We start from the raw sequence: 17,954 nt of genomic DNA on the forward strand, positions 1-17,954 counted from the left end.
TCATTCAGGTAACTAGGATGGCACGTCAGGCCGCGCCCGCCAATCGCGCGGCTTCTTCCAGGTCCACGCTGACCAGGCGGCTGACGCCCGGCTCGCGCATGGTCACGCCCGACAGCTGGTGCGCGGCCTCCATCGTCGCTTTGTTGTGGCTGACGAACAGGAACTGCACCTTTTCGCTCATTTCCTTGACCATGTTGGCCAGGCGGCCGACGTTGGCTTCGTCCAGCGGCGCGTCCACCTCGTCCAGCAGGCAGAACGGCGCGGGGTTCAGCTGGAAGATGGCGAACACCAGCGCCACCGCGGTCATCGCCTTCTCGCCGCCGGACAGCAGCGAGATGCTGGACACGCGCTTGCCCGGCGGACGCGCCATGATGGTCACACCGGTGTCGAGCAGGTCTTCACCGGTCAGTTCCAGGTAGGCGTGGCCGCCACCGAACAGGCGCGGGTACAGCGCCTGCACGCCAGCGTTGACACGATCGAAGGTGTCCTTGAAACGACCGCGGGTCTCGCGGTCGATCTTGCGGATGGCATCCTCAAGGGTTTCCAGCGCCGTGGTCAGGTCGGTGTGCTGCGAATCCAGGTAGTCCGAGCGCTGCGAAGCCTCGCCGTACTCGTGGATGGCGGCCAGGTTGACCGGCTCCAGCCGGCGCATGCGGCCATCGATCTGGTGCACGGCCTGCTCCCAGTCACCCAGGCGGGCGTCCTCGGGCAGTGCGTTGAGCACGTCCTGCAGCACGAACCCGGCCTTCTCCACCGCGCCCTGCAGGGTATCCGCGCTGAGCACCAGCGCCTGCTGGTCCAGCTTGCGCTGCGAAATACGCTCGCGCTGGGCCAGCGCCTGTTCGTCACGCTGGTGACGGGTCTGCTCGTAATTGCGCAGCTCGGCGTCGATGCCGTCCAGCAGCGTGCGCGCCTCGGTCAGCACGCGATCGGCACGCACACGCTCTTCCAGTGCGTTCTGGTGCTCGGCCTGCAGCGACTCGACCGGCGAATCACCTTCGTCCAGCTGCGAATGCAGCTCGCCCAGGCGCGAATCCAGCTGCCCGCGCTGGGTGCCCATGCGCTCCAGCGCCTGGCTCAACGAGGCCAGCTGCGCCCGCTGTGATTCCAGGGTCAGGGCCAGCGAGTGCGAGCGCTCGCGCACCGCTCGCGCGGCGTCTCTGGCCAGGTCGCGGGCCTCGGTCAGCTGGCGACGCTCACCCTCCAGCCGCTGCCGGGTCGATTCCAGGTCACCCATGCTGCTGACCGCGTTTTCCAACCGCGAGCGCGCTTCACGCGCCTGCTCGTTGTTGGCTTCCAGCGTTTCCTGCAGCTGCTTCAGTTCACCTTCGATGCGGTCGATGCGCGTTCGCGCCGCCTCCACCTTGCCCTGCTGTCCCTGCAATTGGCCAGCCAGTTCAGAGACCGCACGATGGGCCTGGTACAGCGCACGCTGCGCGTCTTCGCGCTGCTGTTCGGCAGCCTGCAGCTGCTCTCGGAAGCCGGCCAGCTGTTCTTCCAGTTCGGCCTCGCGGTCCTGCAGCTGCTCGATCTGCTCACGCAGCTCCTGGATCTCACGTTCGCGCAGCAGCGCGCCCTGCGCGGCGGCACCGGAGCGCGATACGCGCAGCCAGCCCTGGCCCAGGCGCTCGCCACTCTGGGTGATGATCGAATCGCCTTCCGGAAGGCCGGCCTGCAGCACCTTGGCCTCGGACAGGTCCTTGGCTGCGTGCAGGTGCGCCAGCAGGCGACGGATCGCGGCCGGGCCACGCACGCGGGCCGCCAGCGAGGTTGGCGCGACCTTCAGGTCCGCGCCATCGTTGGCAACCAGCGCGATGTGGCCCTCGCCCAATTCGCCGAGGGCATCGACCAGGCTGGCCGGATCATCAACCAGCACGCCTTCGATCAATTGGCCGAGCGCGCTTTCCACCGCGTTCTCCCAGCCGGCATCAACGTCCAGGCGTTCGCCGACACGCGCCGCCGAATCCAGTCCACGCGCCTTCAGCCACGCCACGGCCGCGCCCTGCTCCTGGCCCAGCGCGGCCTGCTGCAGGGTTTCCAGCGAAGCCAGGCGACCGCGCAGGCCGTTGGCCTGCTTGCGCAGTTCGGCCAGCTCGTTCTGTCCGTTGCGCTGCTGTTCCTGCACGGCCGCCACGCCCTGCTTGCGCAGTTCGACGTCTTCACTCATCTCATCCAGCGCGGTCTTCTGCGTGTCGTGCTGCAGGTGCAGCTGCTCGAAGGCTTCTTCCAGCGCGTCCACGTCCAGGCCGGCGCGTTCGGCGGCCAGGGCCTCGCGACGCCGGTCAGCGTCGAGGATCTGCTTGTCCAGGTAGTCCACGCGCGTGCGCTCGACATCGCCGGCGCGCGACGCCTCCGAACTCTGCGAGGTGTGCTGCTCCCAGCGCTGCTGCCAGCTGGCCAGCCGGTCTTCGGCCTCGCGCAGGCTTTCCTGCTTGATCTCGTTCTCTTCCTGCAGCTCTTCCAGCTGCGGGGTGGCGGCCTCCACCGCTTCGCGCAGCACCATCAGCTTGGCCTCATCACCACTGATGTGCTGGCCCAGTTCCGCCAACGCCTGACGGGTCTCGTCGCGCGCCTTGTGCAGGCGCTGCGACAGTTCGCGCTGGTGCTGGATCTGCTGTTCCACGCGCGCCAGCGTGCTGCCGACCTGGTAGACCGCGGCCTGCGCGGTGTTCAGCGCATCGGCGGCCTCTTCGCGGCGCACGCGCGAGGTCTCGATGCGGGCCTCGGCGTCACGCTGGTCGGCGATCAGCTGCTGCAGTTTGGTCTCTTCCTGCGACAGCCCTTCGCGCAGCTTGGACAGGCGACCGTCCAACCCGCGGAATTCCAGGGCCTTCCACTCGGCATCCTTGACCCGGCGCTCTTCCTGCAGCGCCTGGTACTGCTCGGCCTGCCTGGCCTGGCGCTTGAGGTGTTCGAGCTGCTTGCTGATCTCGTCGCGCAGGTCGCCCAGCCGGTCCAGGTTCTCGCGGGTGTGGCGGATGCGGGTCTCGGTCTCCTTGCGGCGCTCCTTGTACTTGGAGATGCCGGCCGCCTCCTCCAGGTACACGCGCAGGTCTTCCGGGCGCGCCTCGATGATCTGGCTGATCATGCCCTGTTCGATGATCGAGTAGCTGCGCGGGCCCAGGCCGGTGCCGAGGAACAGGTCGGTGATGTCGCGGCGGCGGCACTTGGTGCCGTTGAGGTAATAGTTGCTGGTGCCGTCGCGGCTGACCGTGCGCTTGACCGAGATTTCGTTGAACGAGGCGTACTCGCCCGAGATCGTGTGGTCGGAGTTGTCGAAGATCAGCTCAACCGTGGCCTGCGACACCGGCTTGCGGGCGTTGGAGCCGGAGAAGATCACGTCGGTCAGCGAGTCGCCACGCAGGCGGCTGGCCGAGCTCTCGCCCATGACCCAGCGCACGGCGTCGATGATGTTCGACTTGCCGCAGCCATTGGGGCCCACCACGCCGGTCATGTTGGTCGGCAGGTGCAGGGTGGTCGGATCGACGAACGACTTGAAGCCGGACAGCTTGATCGTGGAAAGACGCATAGGGGTTCCGGACTGGGGCCGGCAAGCGGCCTGCGTTTACCCTCCAAGTCATTGATCCTGCTGGGATCGATGCCCGTGGAACGGGTGTGACGCCCTGAGTATACCGATGTGGCCGTGTTCTACGAATGGGCGTGGAACATTGTCCAGCCCCACCCCGCCGGCCGGACGTGGCCCGACGCCACGAAACGGAGCCATAAAACAAAACGGGCACCCTTGCGGGCGCCCGTTCTGCGGTGATTCCAGGCCTTGCGGCGTGGGATCAGGCTTCGGCGACGACGACGACCTTGACGGTGGTCTCGACGTCGGCGTGCAGGTGGACCAGCACGTCGTATTCGCCGATGTTGCGGAAGGCGCCTTCGCCCAGGATGACTTCGCTCTTGCTGACCGGCAGGCCGGCAGCGGTGAAGGCATCGGCGATTTCGCGGGCGCCGACCGAGCCGTACAGCTTGCCTTCGGTCGAAGCGTTGGCCGGGATGGTCACGCTCGCGCCTTCCAGCTTGGCCTTGCGGGCGTCAGCGTCGGCGTGGATGGCCTGGGCCTTGGCTTCGTATTCGGCGCGCTTGGCTTCGAACTCGGCCTTGTTGCTCTCGGTGGCCGGAACGGCCTTGCCCTGCGGCACGAGGAAGTTACGGCCGTAGCCCGGCTTCACGTCGACCAGGTCGCCCAGATTGCCGAGGTTGGTGACTTTCTGCAGGAGGATCAGCTGCATGGTATTGCTCCAGATAAGTTATTCGTTAGCGAGGCGATGCCCCGCAACAAAGGCTGTCCGAATAGCTGGCACAGCGGGGGCGGCACCGGGCCGCCCCGCCGGGCATCAGACGTCGTGGTTGTCGGTGTACGGGATCAGGGCCAGGAAGCGAGCGCGCTTGACGGCGGTCGCCAGCTGACGCTGGTACTTCGACTTGGTACCGGTGACGCGGCTCGGCACGATCTTGCCGTTCTCGGTCAGGTACTGGCGCAGGGTGTTGAGATCCTTGTAGTCGATCTCCTTCACACCTTCAGCCGTGAACTTGCAGAACTTGCGGCGACGGAAGAACTTGGACATGGGAAGGCTCCTTAGGCGGCGGAAGCGGCGTCGTCGCCGGCTTCGTTGTCAGCGGTGGTGGTGGACTCGCCTTCTTCGTCGTCACGACGACGGCGCTCACCGCGCTCCGGCTTGTCACCCTTCTCGTCCTTGCTCTTCATGATCAGCGACTGCTCGGTGTCAGCCTCGTCACGCTTGATGACCAGGTTGCGCAGCACGGCGTCGTTGAAGCGGAAGCTTTCGGTCAGTTCGTTCAGAACGGCCTGGTCGGCTTCGATGTTCATCAGCACGTAGTGGGCCTTCACCAGGTTCTGGATCGGGTACGCCAGCTGGCGGCGGCCCCAGTCTTCCAGACGGTGGATGGTGCCGTTGCCGTTCTCGACCAGCGACTTGTAGCGCTCGATCATGGCCGGGACCTGCTCGCTCTGGTCCGGGTGGACCATGAACACGATTTCGTAATGACGACTCATGTTTTTTCTACCTTTCGGATGTGGCCTCGCGGCCGGACAGCCCCCCGCCGTTGAGACCGCGGTGGGGCAAGGATTCCCGCCAGGAAGGCAGGAAGCCGCGCATTATGGCGCAGATGGGGTGGCCGGGCAACCGGCGGGCCACAGGGCAACCTGAACCGGGCTACCCCAGATCCACATGAAGGCGGTGCTGGCCGCATTCCAGGCACTGGAACAGGCAGCCAATCATCTCCCCGTCCCGGCTCAGGTGTTCCAGCACCCAGTCGGCGTCGCGCGGGTTGACCTCGATCACGTCGGGCCGGACCTCGTCGAGGATGGGCTGGAGATCCTCGCTACCGGCGTAACCGAGGAAGGCGCAGGGCCGCTCACAATGGCTGAGCCAGACCGACTGCTGCCAGGACGAGTAGCCCGGGGTGCGCTCGCAGATCTCCAGCAGCAGCTCGCGGGCGATGGTCGGCGGCGGATCGGCCGGATCCGGGGATACCCCTTCGATATCGCTCCAGCCGGTGAATTCACCCTCGTAACTGGCCGCTGCCCTGCCATCGGCGATACACCAGGGGCACAGGTAATCGGGGCTCAGAACGGAGTAGAACGGCCCCCGGTAGCGCAGTGTGCGCGGCTGACCGCAGCAGTCGCAGACCCCGTCGACCTCTTCGAAGGAGAGGGCGTAGGCGTTGGGGTGATAAATGAAAAGCGGTCGTTCCATCCGTGGATCCCTTCCCTGCCGACCAAGGTCGGCATCTACCAGCGCCCGGCCATGCCCGGCGGACGCCAGAACCAGCCCTCAGGCCTTGTCGGCGTCGGTGGTGAAGCTCTCGCCGCAGCCACACTCGGCGGTGGCGTTCGGGTTGCTGAACGTGAACGTTTCGCTCAGGCCGTGCTTGCCGAAGTCGATCACGGTGCCGTCCACCAGCGCCAGGCTCTTGGCATCGACGTAGATCTTCACGCCGTCCTGATCGAAAACGGTATCGCCCTCGCGCTCGTCGCGGGCCAGGTCGGTGATGTGACCCCAGCCCGAGCAACCGGTCTTGGTCACGCCGAAACGCAGGCCCAGCGCGCCGGGGGTCTGGGCGACAAAGCGCTGCACGCGCTCGAAGGCAATGGGGGTCAGGCTGACGGCCATGGGGCTACTCCATAGGTACGGGGACATTATAAGGAGCCGTTGCCACGAAAAATGCCTCGCAAGCAGAACGCTGCAACCGGTAAACTCCCGTGTTCACAGATCGAGTCGATCAGCAGAGGATTCAAGTCATGACGGTGGTCAGCGTTGAACATGCGCTTGCCGGGAAGATCCCGGAAGGCGGCGAAGTCACGGTACGCGGATGGGTGCGCACGGTGCGCGGTTCAGCGAATCTGGCCTTCGTGAATGTGAGCGACGGCTCCTGCTTCGCGCCGATCCAGGTCGTGGCCGGCGACAGCCTGGCCAACTTCGATGAGATCAAGCGCCTGACCAGCGGCTGCTCGGTCATCGCCACCGGCACTCTGGTGAAGTCGCAGGGCAAGGGCCAGTCGTTCGAGATCCAGGCCAGCGCGCTGGAAGTGGTCGGCTGGGTCGAAGACCCGCTCACCTACCCGATCCAGCCCAAGCCGATGTCGCCGGAGTTCCTGCGCGAAGTGGCGCACCTGCGCCCGCGCACCAACCTGTTCGGCGCGGTCACCCGCATCCGCAACTGTCTGGCCCAGGCCGTGCACCGTTTCTTCCACGAGAACGGCTTCAACTGGATCAGCACCCCGATCATCACCACCTCCGACGCCGAAGGCGCCGGCCAGATGTTCCGCGTGTCCACCCTGGACATGGTGAACCTGCCGCGTGACGAGAAGGGCGCGATCGATTTCAGCCGCGACTTCTTCGGCAAGGAAACCTTCCTGACCGTGTCCGGCCAGCTGAACGTCGAGGCCTACTGCCTGGCGCTGAGCAAGGTCTACACCTTCGGCCCGACCTTCCGCGCCGAAAACAGCCACACCACCCGCCATCTGGCGGAGTTCTGGATGATCGAACCGGAAATCGCCTTCGCCGACCTGGCCGAAGACGCGCGCCTGGCCGAAGAGTTCCTGAAGTACCTGTTCCGCGCGGTGCTGAACGAGCGTGGCGACGACCTGGCCTTCATCGCCGAGCGCGTGGACAAGAACGCGATCACCAAGCTGGAAGACTTCATCAATGCGCCGTTCGAGCGCATCGACTACACCGATGCGGTCAGCCTGCTGCAGAAGTCCGGCAAGAAGTTCGACTTCCCGGTCGAATGGGGCCTGGACCTGCAGACCGAGCACGAGCGCTGGCTGACCGAAGAACACGTCGGCCGCCCGGTGGTGGTGACCAACTATCCGGAGCACATCAAGGCCTTCTACATGCGCCTGAACGACGACGGCAAGACCGTTGCCGCGATGGACGTGCTGGCCCCGGGCATCGGCGAGATCATCGGCGGCAGCCAGCGCGAAGAGCGCCTGGACGTGCTGGACGCGCGCATGGCCCAGTTCGGCCTGGATCGTGAGCACTACAGCTGGTATCGCGATTTCCGCCGCTATGGTTCGGTGCCGCACGCCGGCTTCGGCCTGGGCTTCGAACGCCTGGTGGTGTACGTCTGCGGGCTGTCCAACATCCGCGATGCGATCCCCTACCCGCGCGCCCCGGGCAGCGCGGACTTCTAAGCCCCACACGACCACGGAGGTACCGCTCCCATGACCCTGTTCTTCGCCCTCTGTTTCGTCGGCGTTGCAGTGGCCGGGTTCAGTGCCTTCGTGATCTTCTGGCCACTGACCCTGGTGCACGTACGCGATCGCCATCCGGCGCTCGCCGAGCGCTTCGGCAGCGGCGCCTTCCTCAAGCCCGATGCCCTGGCCTGGCTGCTGCGCCGTGACTATCGCCAGCAGCCGGACCGCTCGCTGTCCGGGCTGGCGACGCCGGCCTGGGTATCGCTGCTGACCCTGCTGGCCGGACTGGGCATGGCCGCCCTGCTCTGGCTGGCCTCGCTCTGGTAACACATCCATGAATGACATCACCGCCTCGCGCGACAGCTGGTGGCTGGCCAGCCTCGGCAACACCCTGATCTGGGCGCGCCTGCGCGTGCGCCCGGCCGGCACCGCCGAAGTGCTCGACAGCGATGGCAACACGCTGAGCTATGACAGCGAAGACACCGCGCGTTCGCAGCTGTTCGACGCCGAATTCGTCGAGTACGACGGCCTGGACGAGGAAGACGCGCTGGTGCGCGGCTTCAGTCTGCACGAAGTGCAGCCGCCGCAGGCCGACAGCGATGAGGGCCTGCGCGGCCGCATGGTGCAGTCCCTCGGGGCCCGCGCCTGAGACCACGCCATGTTCACCCCACGCGCCTTCGCCGAGACCGACCTGCTCTGGCTGGACCGCCTGCTGGCGCGTGATCCGTTCGTCACCGTGCTCACGACCGGCAGTGATGGTCTGCCGGAGCTGACCCGGATACCCGTGCTGTACCGGCGTGACGGCGACCAGATCGAACTGCGCGGCCACTGGGCGCGCGCCAACCCGCAGTCGCGCCACAGCGGCGCGGCCAAGGTCCTTATCGACGGTCCGCACGGCTATGTCTCGGCCAGCTGGTACCCGGACAAGGAGCCCGCTGCGCGGGTACCCACCTGGAACTACGCCGCTGCCGAGCTGCGTGGCCAGCTGCAGACCTTCGACGATACCGAGGCGCTGGCCGAACTGGTCGGCGCGATCAGCGACCGCTTCGAAGCGAGTGTCGGCCAGGCCTGGCAGTTCGATGCCACGCGTGCCGAACATGGCCCGGAGCTGCGCGCCATCGTCGGCTTCCGTTTCCAGGTCGAACAGGTGCAGCTGAAGCTCAAGCTGAGCCAGAACCATCCCGATGCGAACCAGCGCGCGGTGATCACCGAACTGGAACAGCTGGGCACCCCCGCTTCCACCGAGTTGGCGCAGTGGATGCGCTGGCACCGCGAACAGGCCGCCCGCAGCGACTGAACGCCCCAGATTCCCGCGACGACGCAGCCGGACGGCTGCGGCGAGCCCCCACCCGACGCCAGGGACCCATACATGAAAGACATCCACAAACTGCTGCAGAACAACCGCGACTGGGCCGACCGCATCGAGAAGGAAGACCCCGAGTTCTTCCACCAGCTCGCCAAGCAGCAGCACCCCGAATACCTGTGGATCGGCTGTTCCGATTCGCGCGTGCCGGCCAACCAGATCATCGGCATGGCCCCGGGTGAAGTGTTCGTGCACCGCAACGTCGCCAACGTGGTCGCCCACACCGATCTGAACTGCCTGAGCGTGGTGCAGTACGCGGTAGACCAGCTGAAGGTGAAGCACATCCTGATCGTCGGCCACTACGGCTGCGGCGGCGTGCATGCCTGCCTGCACAACACCCGCGTCGGCCTGGCCGACAACTGGCTGCGCCACGTTGGCGACGTGATGCAGAAGCACACCGGCATCCTCGATGCGATCGAGACCGACGAGCTAAAGCACGCACGCCTGTGCGAACTGAACGTGATCGAGCAGGTGGCCAACCTGTGCCGCTCGACCATCGTGCAGGACGCCTGGGCCCGCGGCCAGAAGCTGATGGTGCACGGCTGGGTCTACAGCCTGAAGGACGGACGCGTGCGCGAGATGGGCATCGACGTCGGTTCGCAGGAAGAACTGCAGCCGGCCTACGAAAAGGCCCTGTCCTACGTCCCGCGCAAGGGCAAGCGCGACTGATCCCTTACGGATGACCACCATGCTCGCTTCGCCGATCAACCTGCACGCCTGGATCGAAGAAAACCGCCACCTGCTGAAGCCGCCGGTGGGCAACAAGATGATCGACAACGGCGACTTCATCGTGATGGTGGTGGGCGGGCCGAACTCGCGTACCGACTTCCACTACGACGAAGGCCCGGAGTGGTTCTACCAGCTCGAAGGCGAGATGGTGCTGAAGGTGCAGGAAGACGGCGCAGTGCGCGACATTCCGATCCGCGCCGGCGAGATCTTCCTGCTGCCGGCAAAGGTTCCGCACTCGCCGCGGCGCCCGCCCGGTGGTATCGGTCTGGTGGTCGAGCGCAAGCGCCTGCCGCACGAGATGGACGGCGTGATCTGGCACTGCGAGCGCTGCAACCACAAGCTGCACGAAGAGTATTTCCCGCTGCAGAACATCGAAACCGACCTGCCCAAGGTGTTCGCGCGCTATCACGCCAGCCTGGAACTGCGTACCTGCAGCGGGTGCGGGCACGTGGACCCGCTGCCGGTGCCAGCGACAGGCTGAGCCATCGAACGGTAGTTCCCCACCTCGGTGGGCGCATGCTCGCCCTCGCTCTGGTAGATGCCCACCTTGGTGGGCACTCGCTCCCGCTCTGGTAGTTGCCCACCTTGGTGGGCGCTTGCTTGTACCTGCGCCAACCAAGGTTGGCGACAACCGGGTCATGCGGCGCTGGTGCAGGGTCGGCTGCTACCGGGCCCTGGCCCAGGCGCTACACTGGCGGTCCCGTTGCAGCCTGTTGCCCGACCATGTCCGACCTGCTCAGCCGCACCCACGCCATTGCCCTGGACGCCGCCGATCCGCTGCGCCCGCTGCGCAATGAATTCCTGATTCCGCGCCATGGCGGCGGCGAGCAGACCTACTTCGTCGGCAACTCGCTGGGCCTGCAGCCGCGTGGCGCGCAGGCGGCCGTGCAGGAAGTGATGAAGCAGTGGGGTGAGCTGGCGGTGGAAGGCCACTTCACCGGCCCGACGCAGTGGCTGTCCTACCACCGCCTGGTGAGCGCGCAGCTGGCCCGCGTGGTCGGTGCGCTGCCCAGCGAGGTGGTTGCAATGAACACGCTGAGCGTGAACCTGCACCTGATGATGGTCAGCTTCTACCGGCCCACGGCCGAGCGCCCGGTGATCCTGATGGAAGCCGGCGCATTCCCGACCGATCGCCACGCGGTGGAAGCACAGATCCGCTTCCATGGTTTCGACCCGGCCGAGTGCCTGGTGGAAGTGCAGCCGGACGAGGCCAACGGCACGATTTCACTGACCGCGATCGAGCATGCCATCGCCGAGCACGGTTCACGCCTGGCGCTGGTGCTGTGGCCCGGCGTGCAGTACCGCACCGGCCAGGCCTTCGACCTCGATGCGATCACCCGCGCCGCACGCCTGCAGGGCGCGCGTATCGGCTTCGACCTGGCACACTCGGTCGGCAACCTGCCGCTGCGCCTGCATGACGTGGCCCCTGATTTCGCCGTGTGGTGCCACTACAAGTACCTCAACAGCGGCCCGGGCGCGGTTGCCGGCGCCTTCGTCCACGAGCGCCATCACCGCGACACCAGCCTGCCGCGCTTTGCCGGCTGGTGGGGCCATGAGGAATCCACCCGCTTCCAGATGGCACCGCAGTTCACGCCGGCCATCGGTGCCGAAGGCTGGCAGCTGAGCAATCCGCCAATCCTCGGCCTGGCGCCGCTGCGCGCCTCGCTGGACCTGTTCGAGCGCGCCGGCATGGAGGCGCTGCGCAGCAAGTCGCTGGCACTGACCGGCATGCTCGAAGCACTGGTCCGCGCACGCCTGTCCGGCGTGCTGGACATCATCACCCCGGCCGAGCCGCAGCGCCGTGGCTGCCAGCTGTCATTGCGCGTGATCGGTGGCCGCGAGCGCGGCCGTGCGCTGTTCGAGCATCTGCGCGGCATCGGTGTGCTCGGCGACTGGCGCGAGCCCGACGTGATCCGCATCTCGCCCACCCCGCTCTACAACCGCTACCTGGACGTGCACCACTTCGTCGAGGAAGTGGAAGCCTGGGCCGGCCTCTAAGCCGGCCCCTCCCCTACTGCTGGACAGTTCGTTGATCGCACACGCTTCCCGCTCGTTGAGCATTATCGGTGCCGGCCTTGCCGGGTCCCTGCTGGCCATCCTGCTGTCACGCCAGGGCTGGCGCATCACCCTGTACGAACGCCGCGGCGATCCACGCGTGGCCGACTACGAGAGCGGCCGCTCGATCAACCTGGCGTTGGCCGAGCGTGGGCGCAACGCACTGCGTCAGGCGGGCGTGGAAGACGAGGTGATGGCGCGCGCGGTGATGATGCGCGGGCGCATGGTGCACCCGCGCGAGGGCGAACCGCAGCTGCAGCGCTATGGTCGCGACGACAGCGAAGTGATCTGGTCGATCCACCGCAGCGACCTGAACACCACGCTGCTGGAGCTGGCCGAACAGGCCGGCGCCACCGTGCACTTCCATCGCCGCCTGCACACCGTCGATTTCGATGCGGGTTACGCACGCTTCATCGATGACCGTGACGACAGCCCGCACGACATCCGTTTCGACACCCTGATCGGTGCCGACGGTGCCGGTTCGGCACTGCGTGCGGCAATGAACCGGCGCGCGCCGCTGGGTGAGGACATCGCCTTCCTCGACCACTCCTACAAGGAGCTGGAGATCCCGCCGGCTGCCGATGGCAGCTTCCGCATCGAGCGCAATGCACTGCACATCTGGCCGCGCGGCCACTACATGTGCATCGCCCTGCCCAACCATGAAGGCACCTTCACCGTCACTCTGTTCCTGCCCAACCAGGGCGACCCCAGCTTCGCCACGGTCAACACCGGCGCACAGGCCGAGGCGCTGTTCGCGCGCGAGTTCGCCGACACCCTGCCGTTGATCCCGAACCTGCGCGCGGACTGGGAGCAGCATCCGCCGGGCCTGCTTGGCACGCTCACTCTGGAACGCTGGCACCAGCAGGGCCGCGCCGTGCTGATCGGCGACGCCGCGCATGCGATGGTGCCGTTCCATGGCCAGGGTATGAACTGCGCGTTCGAGGACTGCGTTGCGCTGGCCCGTCACCTGATGGAGGCCGATGATCTGGAAGGCGCGTTCGCCGCGTTCGAAGCCGAGCGCAAGCCAAATGCGCGCGCAATCCAGCAGATGGCGCTGGAGAACTACCTGGAGATGCGCGACCGCGTGGCCGATCCCGCCTTCCTGCTGCAGCGCGAGCTGGAACAGGAACTGCAGCGGCGCTGGCCGACCCGCTTCGTACCGCACTACACGATGGTCACTTTCCTGCACACGCCGTACGCCGAAGCGCTGCGCCGCACCGAACTGCAGCGCGACATGCTGGTGGCCGCCACCGCCGGTCACGATTCACTGGACAACATCGACTGGGCGGCACTGGAAGCGCAGATCCACGCCCAGCTACCGGTCCTGGAGGGCGCGCACTGATGGCTGACAGCTTCCTGTTCTACGACCTGGAAACCTTCGGCCAGGACCCGCGGCGCACGCGCATCTCGCAGTACGCCGCGATCCGTACCGACGCCGATCTCAACGAAATCGACACGCCGGTCAGCTTCTTCGTGCGCCCGGCCGATGACCTGCTGCCCTCGCCGATGGCCACGCTGGTCACCGGCATCACCCCGCAGCAGGCACTGGCCGAGGGCATCAGCGAGGCCGAGGCCTTCGATCGCATCAACGAGCAGCTGTCGCGCCCCGGCACCTGTGCGCTGGGCTACAACACGCTGCGCTTCGACGATGAGTTCGTCCGCTACGGGCTGTTCCGCAACTTCCACGACCCGTACGAACGCGAGTGGCGCAACGGCAATTCGCGCTGGGACCTGCTGGACATGCTGCGGCTGATGCGCGCGATGCGCCCGGACGGTATCCAGTGGCCGCTGCGCGAGGATGGCGCCACCTCGTTCAAGCTCGAGCACCTGGCCGAGGCCAACAACGTGCGCGAAGGCGATGCGCACGAAGCGCTGTCCGACGTGCGCGCCACCATCGGCATGGCACGCCTGTTCAAGCAGTCGCAGCCACGGCTGTGGGAGTACGCGCTGAAGCTGCGCGACAAACGCTTCGTCGGCAGCCTGCTGGACGTGGCCGCGATGAAGCCGGTACTGCACATTTCCATGCGCTACCCGGCCAGTCGCCTGTGCGCGGCCCCGGTGCTGCCGCTGGCCGCGCACCCGACCATCAACAACCGGGTGATCGTGTTCGACCTGGAAGGCGAGATCGACGATCTGCTGGAACTGCCGGCCGAGGTGATCGCACAGCGCCTGTACATGCGCGCCAGCGAGCTGCCCGAAGGCGTGGCGCGGGTGCCGCTGAAGGAAGTGCACCTGAACAAGGTGCCCGCGCTGATCGCCTGGAACCACCTGCGCGCCGATGACCACGCGCGCCTCGGCCTGGACGTGGCCGCGATCGAGGCCAAGGTGGAACGCCTGCGCGCGTTCGCCCCGCAGCTGGCCGAGAAGGCCCGGCAGGTCTACAACCAGCCCCGCGCCGCCACCGTGGCCGATGTCGATGCCTCGCTCTACGACGGCTTCCTCGGCAATGGCGACAAGCCGCTGCTTGCGCTGGCACGCACCACCGCGCCGGAGCAGCTGGCCGCGCTGGAAGGCCGCTTCCGCGACCCGCGCCTGCCGGAGCTGCTGTTCCGCTACCGCGCGCGCAATCATCCCGACAGCCTCGCGCCGCCTGAACGCCAGCGCTGGCAGGATTACCGCCGCCAGCGCCTGCTCGGAGACGGCGGGCTGGGCGAACTCAACCTGCCCCAGTACCAGCAGCAGCTCGATGCACTGGCCGCTGAAGCGCCCGACGATGCACGGCGCCAGGCCCTGCTGCAATCGCTGCGCGACTGGGGCCAGAACCTGCAGGAGACCTTGTGAGTACCTATTTCTCGGACGCCAGCTTCAAGTTCCTGCGCAGCTTGGCGCGGCATAACGACAAGGCGTGGTTCAACGACCACCGCCAGCAGTATGAAGACCACGTGCGGCAGCCATTCCTGCGCCTGCTGGGTGACCTGCAGCCGGCGCTGGCCGAGGTCAGCGACCACTTCCGCGCCGATACCCGCGGCGTCGGCGGCTCGCTGTTCCGCATCCATCGCGACGCGCGCTTCTCCAACGACAAATCCCCGTACAAGACCTGGCAGGGTGCACGCCTGTTCCATGAGCGCCGCCGCGAGGTGGCCGCGCCCTCGTTCTACGTGCACCTGCAGCCGGGCGAGAGCTTCGTCGGTGCCGGCCTGTGGCATCCGGAACCGGAGACCCAGCGCCGCGTGCGCCACTTCATCCTCGACAACCCGGGCAGCTGGAAGGCCGCAGCGCATGCACCGGCCCTGCGCAAGCGCTTCGACTTCGAAGAGAGCGAGAAGCTGGTGCGTCCGCCGCGCGGCTTCCCGGCCGACTTCGAATTCATCGACGACCTCAAGCACCGCAACTGGGTGATGTGGCGCTCGCTGGACGACGCCACCATGACCGGCCCGCGCCTGCTGTCCACGCTGGGCAAGGACCTGGCCGCGCTCGGCCCGTTCGTCGACTACCTGTGCGCGGCGCTGGACCTGGAATTCTGATGCCGTTGGCACAGCAACGCCGCACGCTGGGCCGCACCGGCCTGGCGGTTTCGCCGGTGGGCCTTGGCTGCTCCGGCTTCTGGGGGCATCGCCGCTTCCCGGAACAGTCGGCCGCGCACGTGGTCGAGCATGCACTGGCACAGGGCGTGAACCTGTTGGACACCGGCCACAACTATTCCGGTTTCCACGCCGAGCCGCGGCTGGGCCGCATCCTGCGCCCGTTGCTGAAGCGATACCCGCGCGAGTCGCTGGTGATTTCCAGCAAGGGCGGCACGCTGACCGGCCAGGCCGGCGTCAGCGGCGCCGAGCAACGCAATTTCTCGCCGGCAGCCATCACTGCCAGCTGCGAGGCCTCGCTGCGCAACCTCGGCCTGGATTACCTGGATATCTACCAGCTGCACGGTGCCAGCCAGCACGACATCAACGATGACCTGCTGGCCGCGCTGCAACGCCTGCGCGAACGTGGGCTGATCCGGCACACCGGCATCAATACGCACACGGCATCGACCCTGCGCTGGATGATCGACCATCCCACGCTGTTCGACGTGGTGCTTCTGGACTACAACGCCCTGCAGCAGGACCGTGAACCCCTCATCGACCAGTTGCACGCGGTGGGCATCGGCGTGCTGGCCGGCACCGTGCTGGCGCAGGGCCATCTGCTGCCGTCACGGGCCCGCCTGCCGCGCCCGGCCGACGCCTGGTACCTGGCCAGGGCCTGGCTCAAGCCGAGCAGCCGTCAACTGATGCGCAGCGCACGCAATATGCGGAAGGCACTCGCCGCCATCCGCAGCCAGCGCCCCGCCCAGACCGCGTTTGCCTACGCGCTCGGCCATCCCGGCGTAGCCAGTGGCATCCTGGGTACCACCCGCACCGGCAGCCTGGACGAAGTTCTGGGGACGCGGCTTGAGGCACTGACCGCAGCCGAACGCCAGCAGCTGGTGGACGCCTTCGGTGATGGCCGCGGATCTCCCAGTCATTGAGTCTTCACCCCATGCTGCTGCGGTTGCGGCAGTCTGGGCGGCATGAAGAAACTCACCGCACTCGTTGGGCTGTTGGTCCTGGCCTTGGCCGCCTGGTGGTTCGGCGGCCCGTACATGACCGTCAATGGCCTGTCCAAGGCCATCGAACAGCGCGACACCGCGCGCCTGGAGCGTTACGTCGATTTCCCACGCGTGCGCAGCAGCCTGCGCGCCCAGCTCAACGACTACCTGGTACGCCAGGCCGGCCCGGATGTGGCGTCCAGCCCGTTCGGTGCCCTGCTGTACGGGCTGGGCGACCAGCTTGGTGGTGCCGCGGTGGACACCATGGTGACCCCGACCGGGATCGGCGCGATGCTGCAGGGCCACGTGCTGTGGAAGCGTGGCCGCAATGAACTGCAGGGCGGCGATGCCTTCGGCCCGACCGAACCCGCGCGGCCGCTGAAGCATGCCGAACATCATTTCGAAGCGCTGGACCGCTTCGTGATCGACGTCGATCGCGGCCCCGGCCAGCCCCCCTTGAAGGTGGTGCTGGAACCGCAGGGCCTGCGCTGGAAGGTGGTGGACCTGCAGCTGGGGATGTCCGGCAGCCCTTGACGGGACCCGTGGCCTGACGGCAATGCCAACCAAGGTTGGCGACTACCGGGGTACAGCGCTCTGGTAGGTGCCCACCTTGGTGGGCATGGATGCATGGCAGTGCCAACCAACGGTTGGCACCCACCCGGCATGGTTTCACCCCTCGTTGGCAACGCCATGCGGCACGTGGCCGGCGGCTACATGCTCTCGGGCGCTGTCGATGTTGTGCTGCGAATCATCGAAGAAGATGTCGGCGCCGAACGCCTGCAGGAACGGGCCCTTGTGGCGGCCACCGAGGAACAGCGCTTCGTCCAGGCGCACACCCCACTCACGCAGGGTGCGGATCACCCGTTCGTGCGCAGGTGCCGAACGCGCGGTCACCAGTGCGGTGCGGATCGGTGCACTGTCTCCGGCCGGGAACACTTCCTGCAGCGTGTGCAGCGCCGACAGGAAGCCACGGAACGGCCCGCCGCTGAGCGGCTCTCGGGCGCGCTCGCGTTCGTGGCGGCCAAAGGCTTCCACGCCCTGCTCGCGCGAAATGCGCTCACTCTCGTCGCCGAAGATCACGGCGTCACCGTCAAAGGCGATGCGCAGCTGGCCGGCCGGGCGACCGGTATCGATCTGGTCGGCCGCCGCAGCGGCGGTCTCGCCCGGCGGCTTGGGCAGGATGGTCGCCGCCGCGATGCCATGGCGCAGCGCGCTGCGCACCGATTCGGGGTTGGCCGACAGGAACAGGTCGGTGCCGAATGGCTTCACGTACGGCCAGGTCGGCTCGCCGGCGGTGAACGTTGCGCGGATGATGCCCAGGCCGTAGTGCTGGATCGAATTGAAGATGCGCAGGCCGGTATCGGCCGAATTGCGCGACAGCAGGATCACCTCGACCCGCGGGTTCTCCGAGCTGGCGCCCTGATTCAGCGCCAGCAACTTGCGCACCACCGGGAAGGCCACGCCGGGCCCGAGGATATCGTCCTCGTGCTGGCGCTGGAATTCGGCATAGGCCGCCACGCCATCGCTCTCGAACAGCGCATGGCTTTCCTCGAGGTCGAACAGGGCGCGCGAGGTCACCGCGACGGTCAGCAAACGGGGGGAGTTGTCGCCCATCGGTGGGGGTCCTTCAAGCG

Annotated in this window: 19 protein-coding genes; 12 read left to right on the forward strand and 7 right to left on the reverse strand. The window is 67.0% G+C overall.

The genetic code is table 11. The annotated features are described in order from the left end of the window. Nucleotides 1-25: 25 nt before the first annotated feature. From smc to ACZK4Z_RS14580, 6 genes are all read right to left on the reverse strand, one after another. Nucleotides 26-3,529: a chromosome segregation protein SMC gene (gene smc, locus ACZK4Z_RS14555; RefSeq protein WP_125892089.1), complete on the reverse strand. Its 3,504-nt coding sequence runs from the start codon at nt 3,527-3,529 to the stop codon at nt 26-28. Between the two features lie 259 nt (nt 3,530-3,788). After that, nucleotides 3,789-4,238 (reverse strand): 50S ribosomal protein L9, encoded by a 450-nt coding sequence (rplI, locus tag ACZK4Z_RS14560; protein ID WP_014037734.1) that lies wholly within the window; start codon nt 4,236-4,238, stop codon nt 3,789-3,791. 105 nt (nt 4,239-4,343) lie between these two features. After that, nucleotides 4,344-4,574, reverse strand: coding sequence for a 30S ribosomal protein S18 (gene rpsR / locus ACZK4Z_RS14565; RefSeq protein ID WP_002804494.1), 231 nt, complete (start codon nt 4,572-4,574; stop codon nt 4,344-4,346). A gap of 11 nt (nt 4,575-4,585) precedes the next feature. Further along, entirely contained in the window at nt 4,586-5,023 is a 438-nt protein-coding gene (gene rpsF, locus ACZK4Z_RS14570; protein WP_006452997.1) for a 30S ribosomal protein S6, read from the reverse strand. A 160-nt stretch (nt 5,024-5,183) separates the two neighbouring features. Beyond that, nucleotides 5,184-5,726 carry a CbrC family protein gene (locus tag ACZK4Z_RS14575; RefSeq protein WP_125892091.1) on the reverse strand — a complete coding sequence of 181 codons (543 nt, stop codon included), beginning with the start codon at nt 5,724-5,726 and terminating at the stop codon, nt 5,184-5,186. A gap of 78 nt (nt 5,727-5,804) precedes the next feature. After that, a complete protein-coding gene (locus ACZK4Z_RS14580; protein WP_006376495.1) occupies nt 5,805-6,143 on the reverse strand; it encodes a HesB/IscA family protein in 339 nt (112 codons plus the stop codon). Nucleotides 6,144-6,271: 128 nt separating this feature from the next. On the opposite strand from ACZK4Z_RS14580, the gene asnS reads away from it, so the two are divergent. The 12 genes from asnS (at nt 6,272) to ACZK4Z_RS14640 (ending at nt 16,854) form a co-directional block, all read left to right on the forward strand. Continuing rightward, entirely contained in the window at nt 6,272-7,666 is a 1,395-nt protein-coding gene (asnS, locus tag ACZK4Z_RS14585) for an asparagine--tRNA ligase (protein WP_032127679.1), read from the forward strand. A gap of 30 nt (nt 7,667-7,696) precedes the next feature. After that, nucleotides 7,697-7,996, forward strand: a complete 300-nt coding sequence (locus ACZK4Z_RS14590) for a hypothetical protein (RefSeq protein WP_005417403.1) — start codon at nt 7,697-7,699, stop codon at nt 7,994-7,996. A gap of 7 nt (nt 7,997-8,003) precedes the next feature. Continuing rightward, nucleotides 8,004-8,318, forward strand: a complete 315-nt coding sequence (locus tag ACZK4Z_RS14595; protein WP_125892093.1) for a hypothetical protein — start codon at nt 8,004-8,006, stop codon at nt 8,316-8,318. Between the two features lie 9 nt (nt 8,319-8,327). Beyond that, nucleotides 8,328-8,966, forward strand: a complete 639-nt coding sequence (locus tag ACZK4Z_RS14600) for an FMN-binding negative transcriptional regulator (protein ID WP_125892095.1) — start codon at nt 8,328-8,330, stop codon at nt 8,964-8,966. 72 nt (nt 8,967-9,038) lie between these two features. Then, the gene (can, locus tag ACZK4Z_RS14605) at nt 9,039-9,701 is read left to right on the forward strand and encodes a carbonate dehydratase (RefSeq protein WP_014037740.1); all 663 of its coding nucleotides are present in this window, start codon (nt 9,039-9,041) and stop codon (nt 9,699-9,701) included. A gap of 19 nt (nt 9,702-9,720) precedes the next feature. Then, nucleotides 9,721-10,242: a 3-hydroxyanthranilate 3,4-dioxygenase gene (locus tag ACZK4Z_RS14610; RefSeq protein WP_125892097.1), complete on the forward strand. Its 522-nt coding sequence runs from the start codon at nt 9,721-9,723 to the stop codon at nt 10,240-10,242. Nucleotides 10,243-10,484: 242 nt separating this feature from the next. After that, the gene (kynU, locus tag ACZK4Z_RS14615) at nt 10,485-11,759 is read left to right on the forward strand and encodes a kynureninase (RefSeq protein ID WP_032127677.1); all 1,275 of its coding nucleotides are present in this window, start codon (nt 10,485-10,487) and stop codon (nt 11,757-11,759) included. A gap of 31 nt (nt 11,760-11,790) precedes the next feature. Further along, the gene (locus ACZK4Z_RS14620) at nt 11,791-13,158 is read left to right on the forward strand and encodes an FAD-dependent oxidoreductase (RefSeq protein ID WP_125892099.1); all 1,368 of its coding nucleotides are present in this window, start codon (nt 11,791-11,793) and stop codon (nt 13,156-13,158) included. Continuing rightward, nucleotides 13,158-14,597, forward strand: coding sequence for an exodeoxyribonuclease I (gene sbcB / locus ACZK4Z_RS14625; RefSeq protein WP_125892101.1), 1,440 nt, complete (start codon nt 13,158-13,160; stop codon nt 14,595-14,597). Before ACZK4Z_RS14620 ends, sbcB begins: the two co-directional genes overlap by 1 nt. Further along, nucleotides 14,594-15,280, forward strand: coding sequence for a DUF2461 domain-containing protein (locus ACZK4Z_RS14630; protein WP_032127674.1), 687 nt, complete (start codon nt 14,594-14,596; stop codon nt 15,278-15,280). Before sbcB ends, ACZK4Z_RS14630 begins: the two co-directional genes overlap by 4 nt. Further along, nucleotides 15,280-16,260, forward strand: coding sequence for an aldo/keto reductase (locus tag ACZK4Z_RS14635; RefSeq protein ID WP_125892104.1), 981 nt, complete (start codon nt 15,280-15,282; stop codon nt 16,258-16,260). Before ACZK4Z_RS14630 ends, ACZK4Z_RS14635 begins: the two co-directional genes overlap by 1 nt. Before the next feature lie 42 nt (nt 16,261-16,302). Then, a complete protein-coding gene (locus ACZK4Z_RS14640) occupies nt 16,303-16,854 on the forward strand; it encodes a DUF2939 domain-containing protein (RefSeq protein ID WP_125892106.1) in 552 nt (183 codons plus the stop codon). A 135-nt stretch (nt 16,855-16,989) separates the two neighbouring features. On the opposite strand, the gene ACZK4Z_RS14645 is transcribed toward ACZK4Z_RS14640, so the two are convergent. Next, complete coding sequence (locus ACZK4Z_RS14645) at nt 16,990-17,934, reverse strand: 5'-nucleotidase (protein ID WP_125892109.1); 945 nt, start codon at nt 17,932-17,934, stop codon at nt 16,990-16,992. Nucleotides 17,935-17,954: the final 20 nt, after the last annotated feature.

Source organism: Stenotrophomonas sp. 71799_Sma (genome assembly GCF_056482505.1).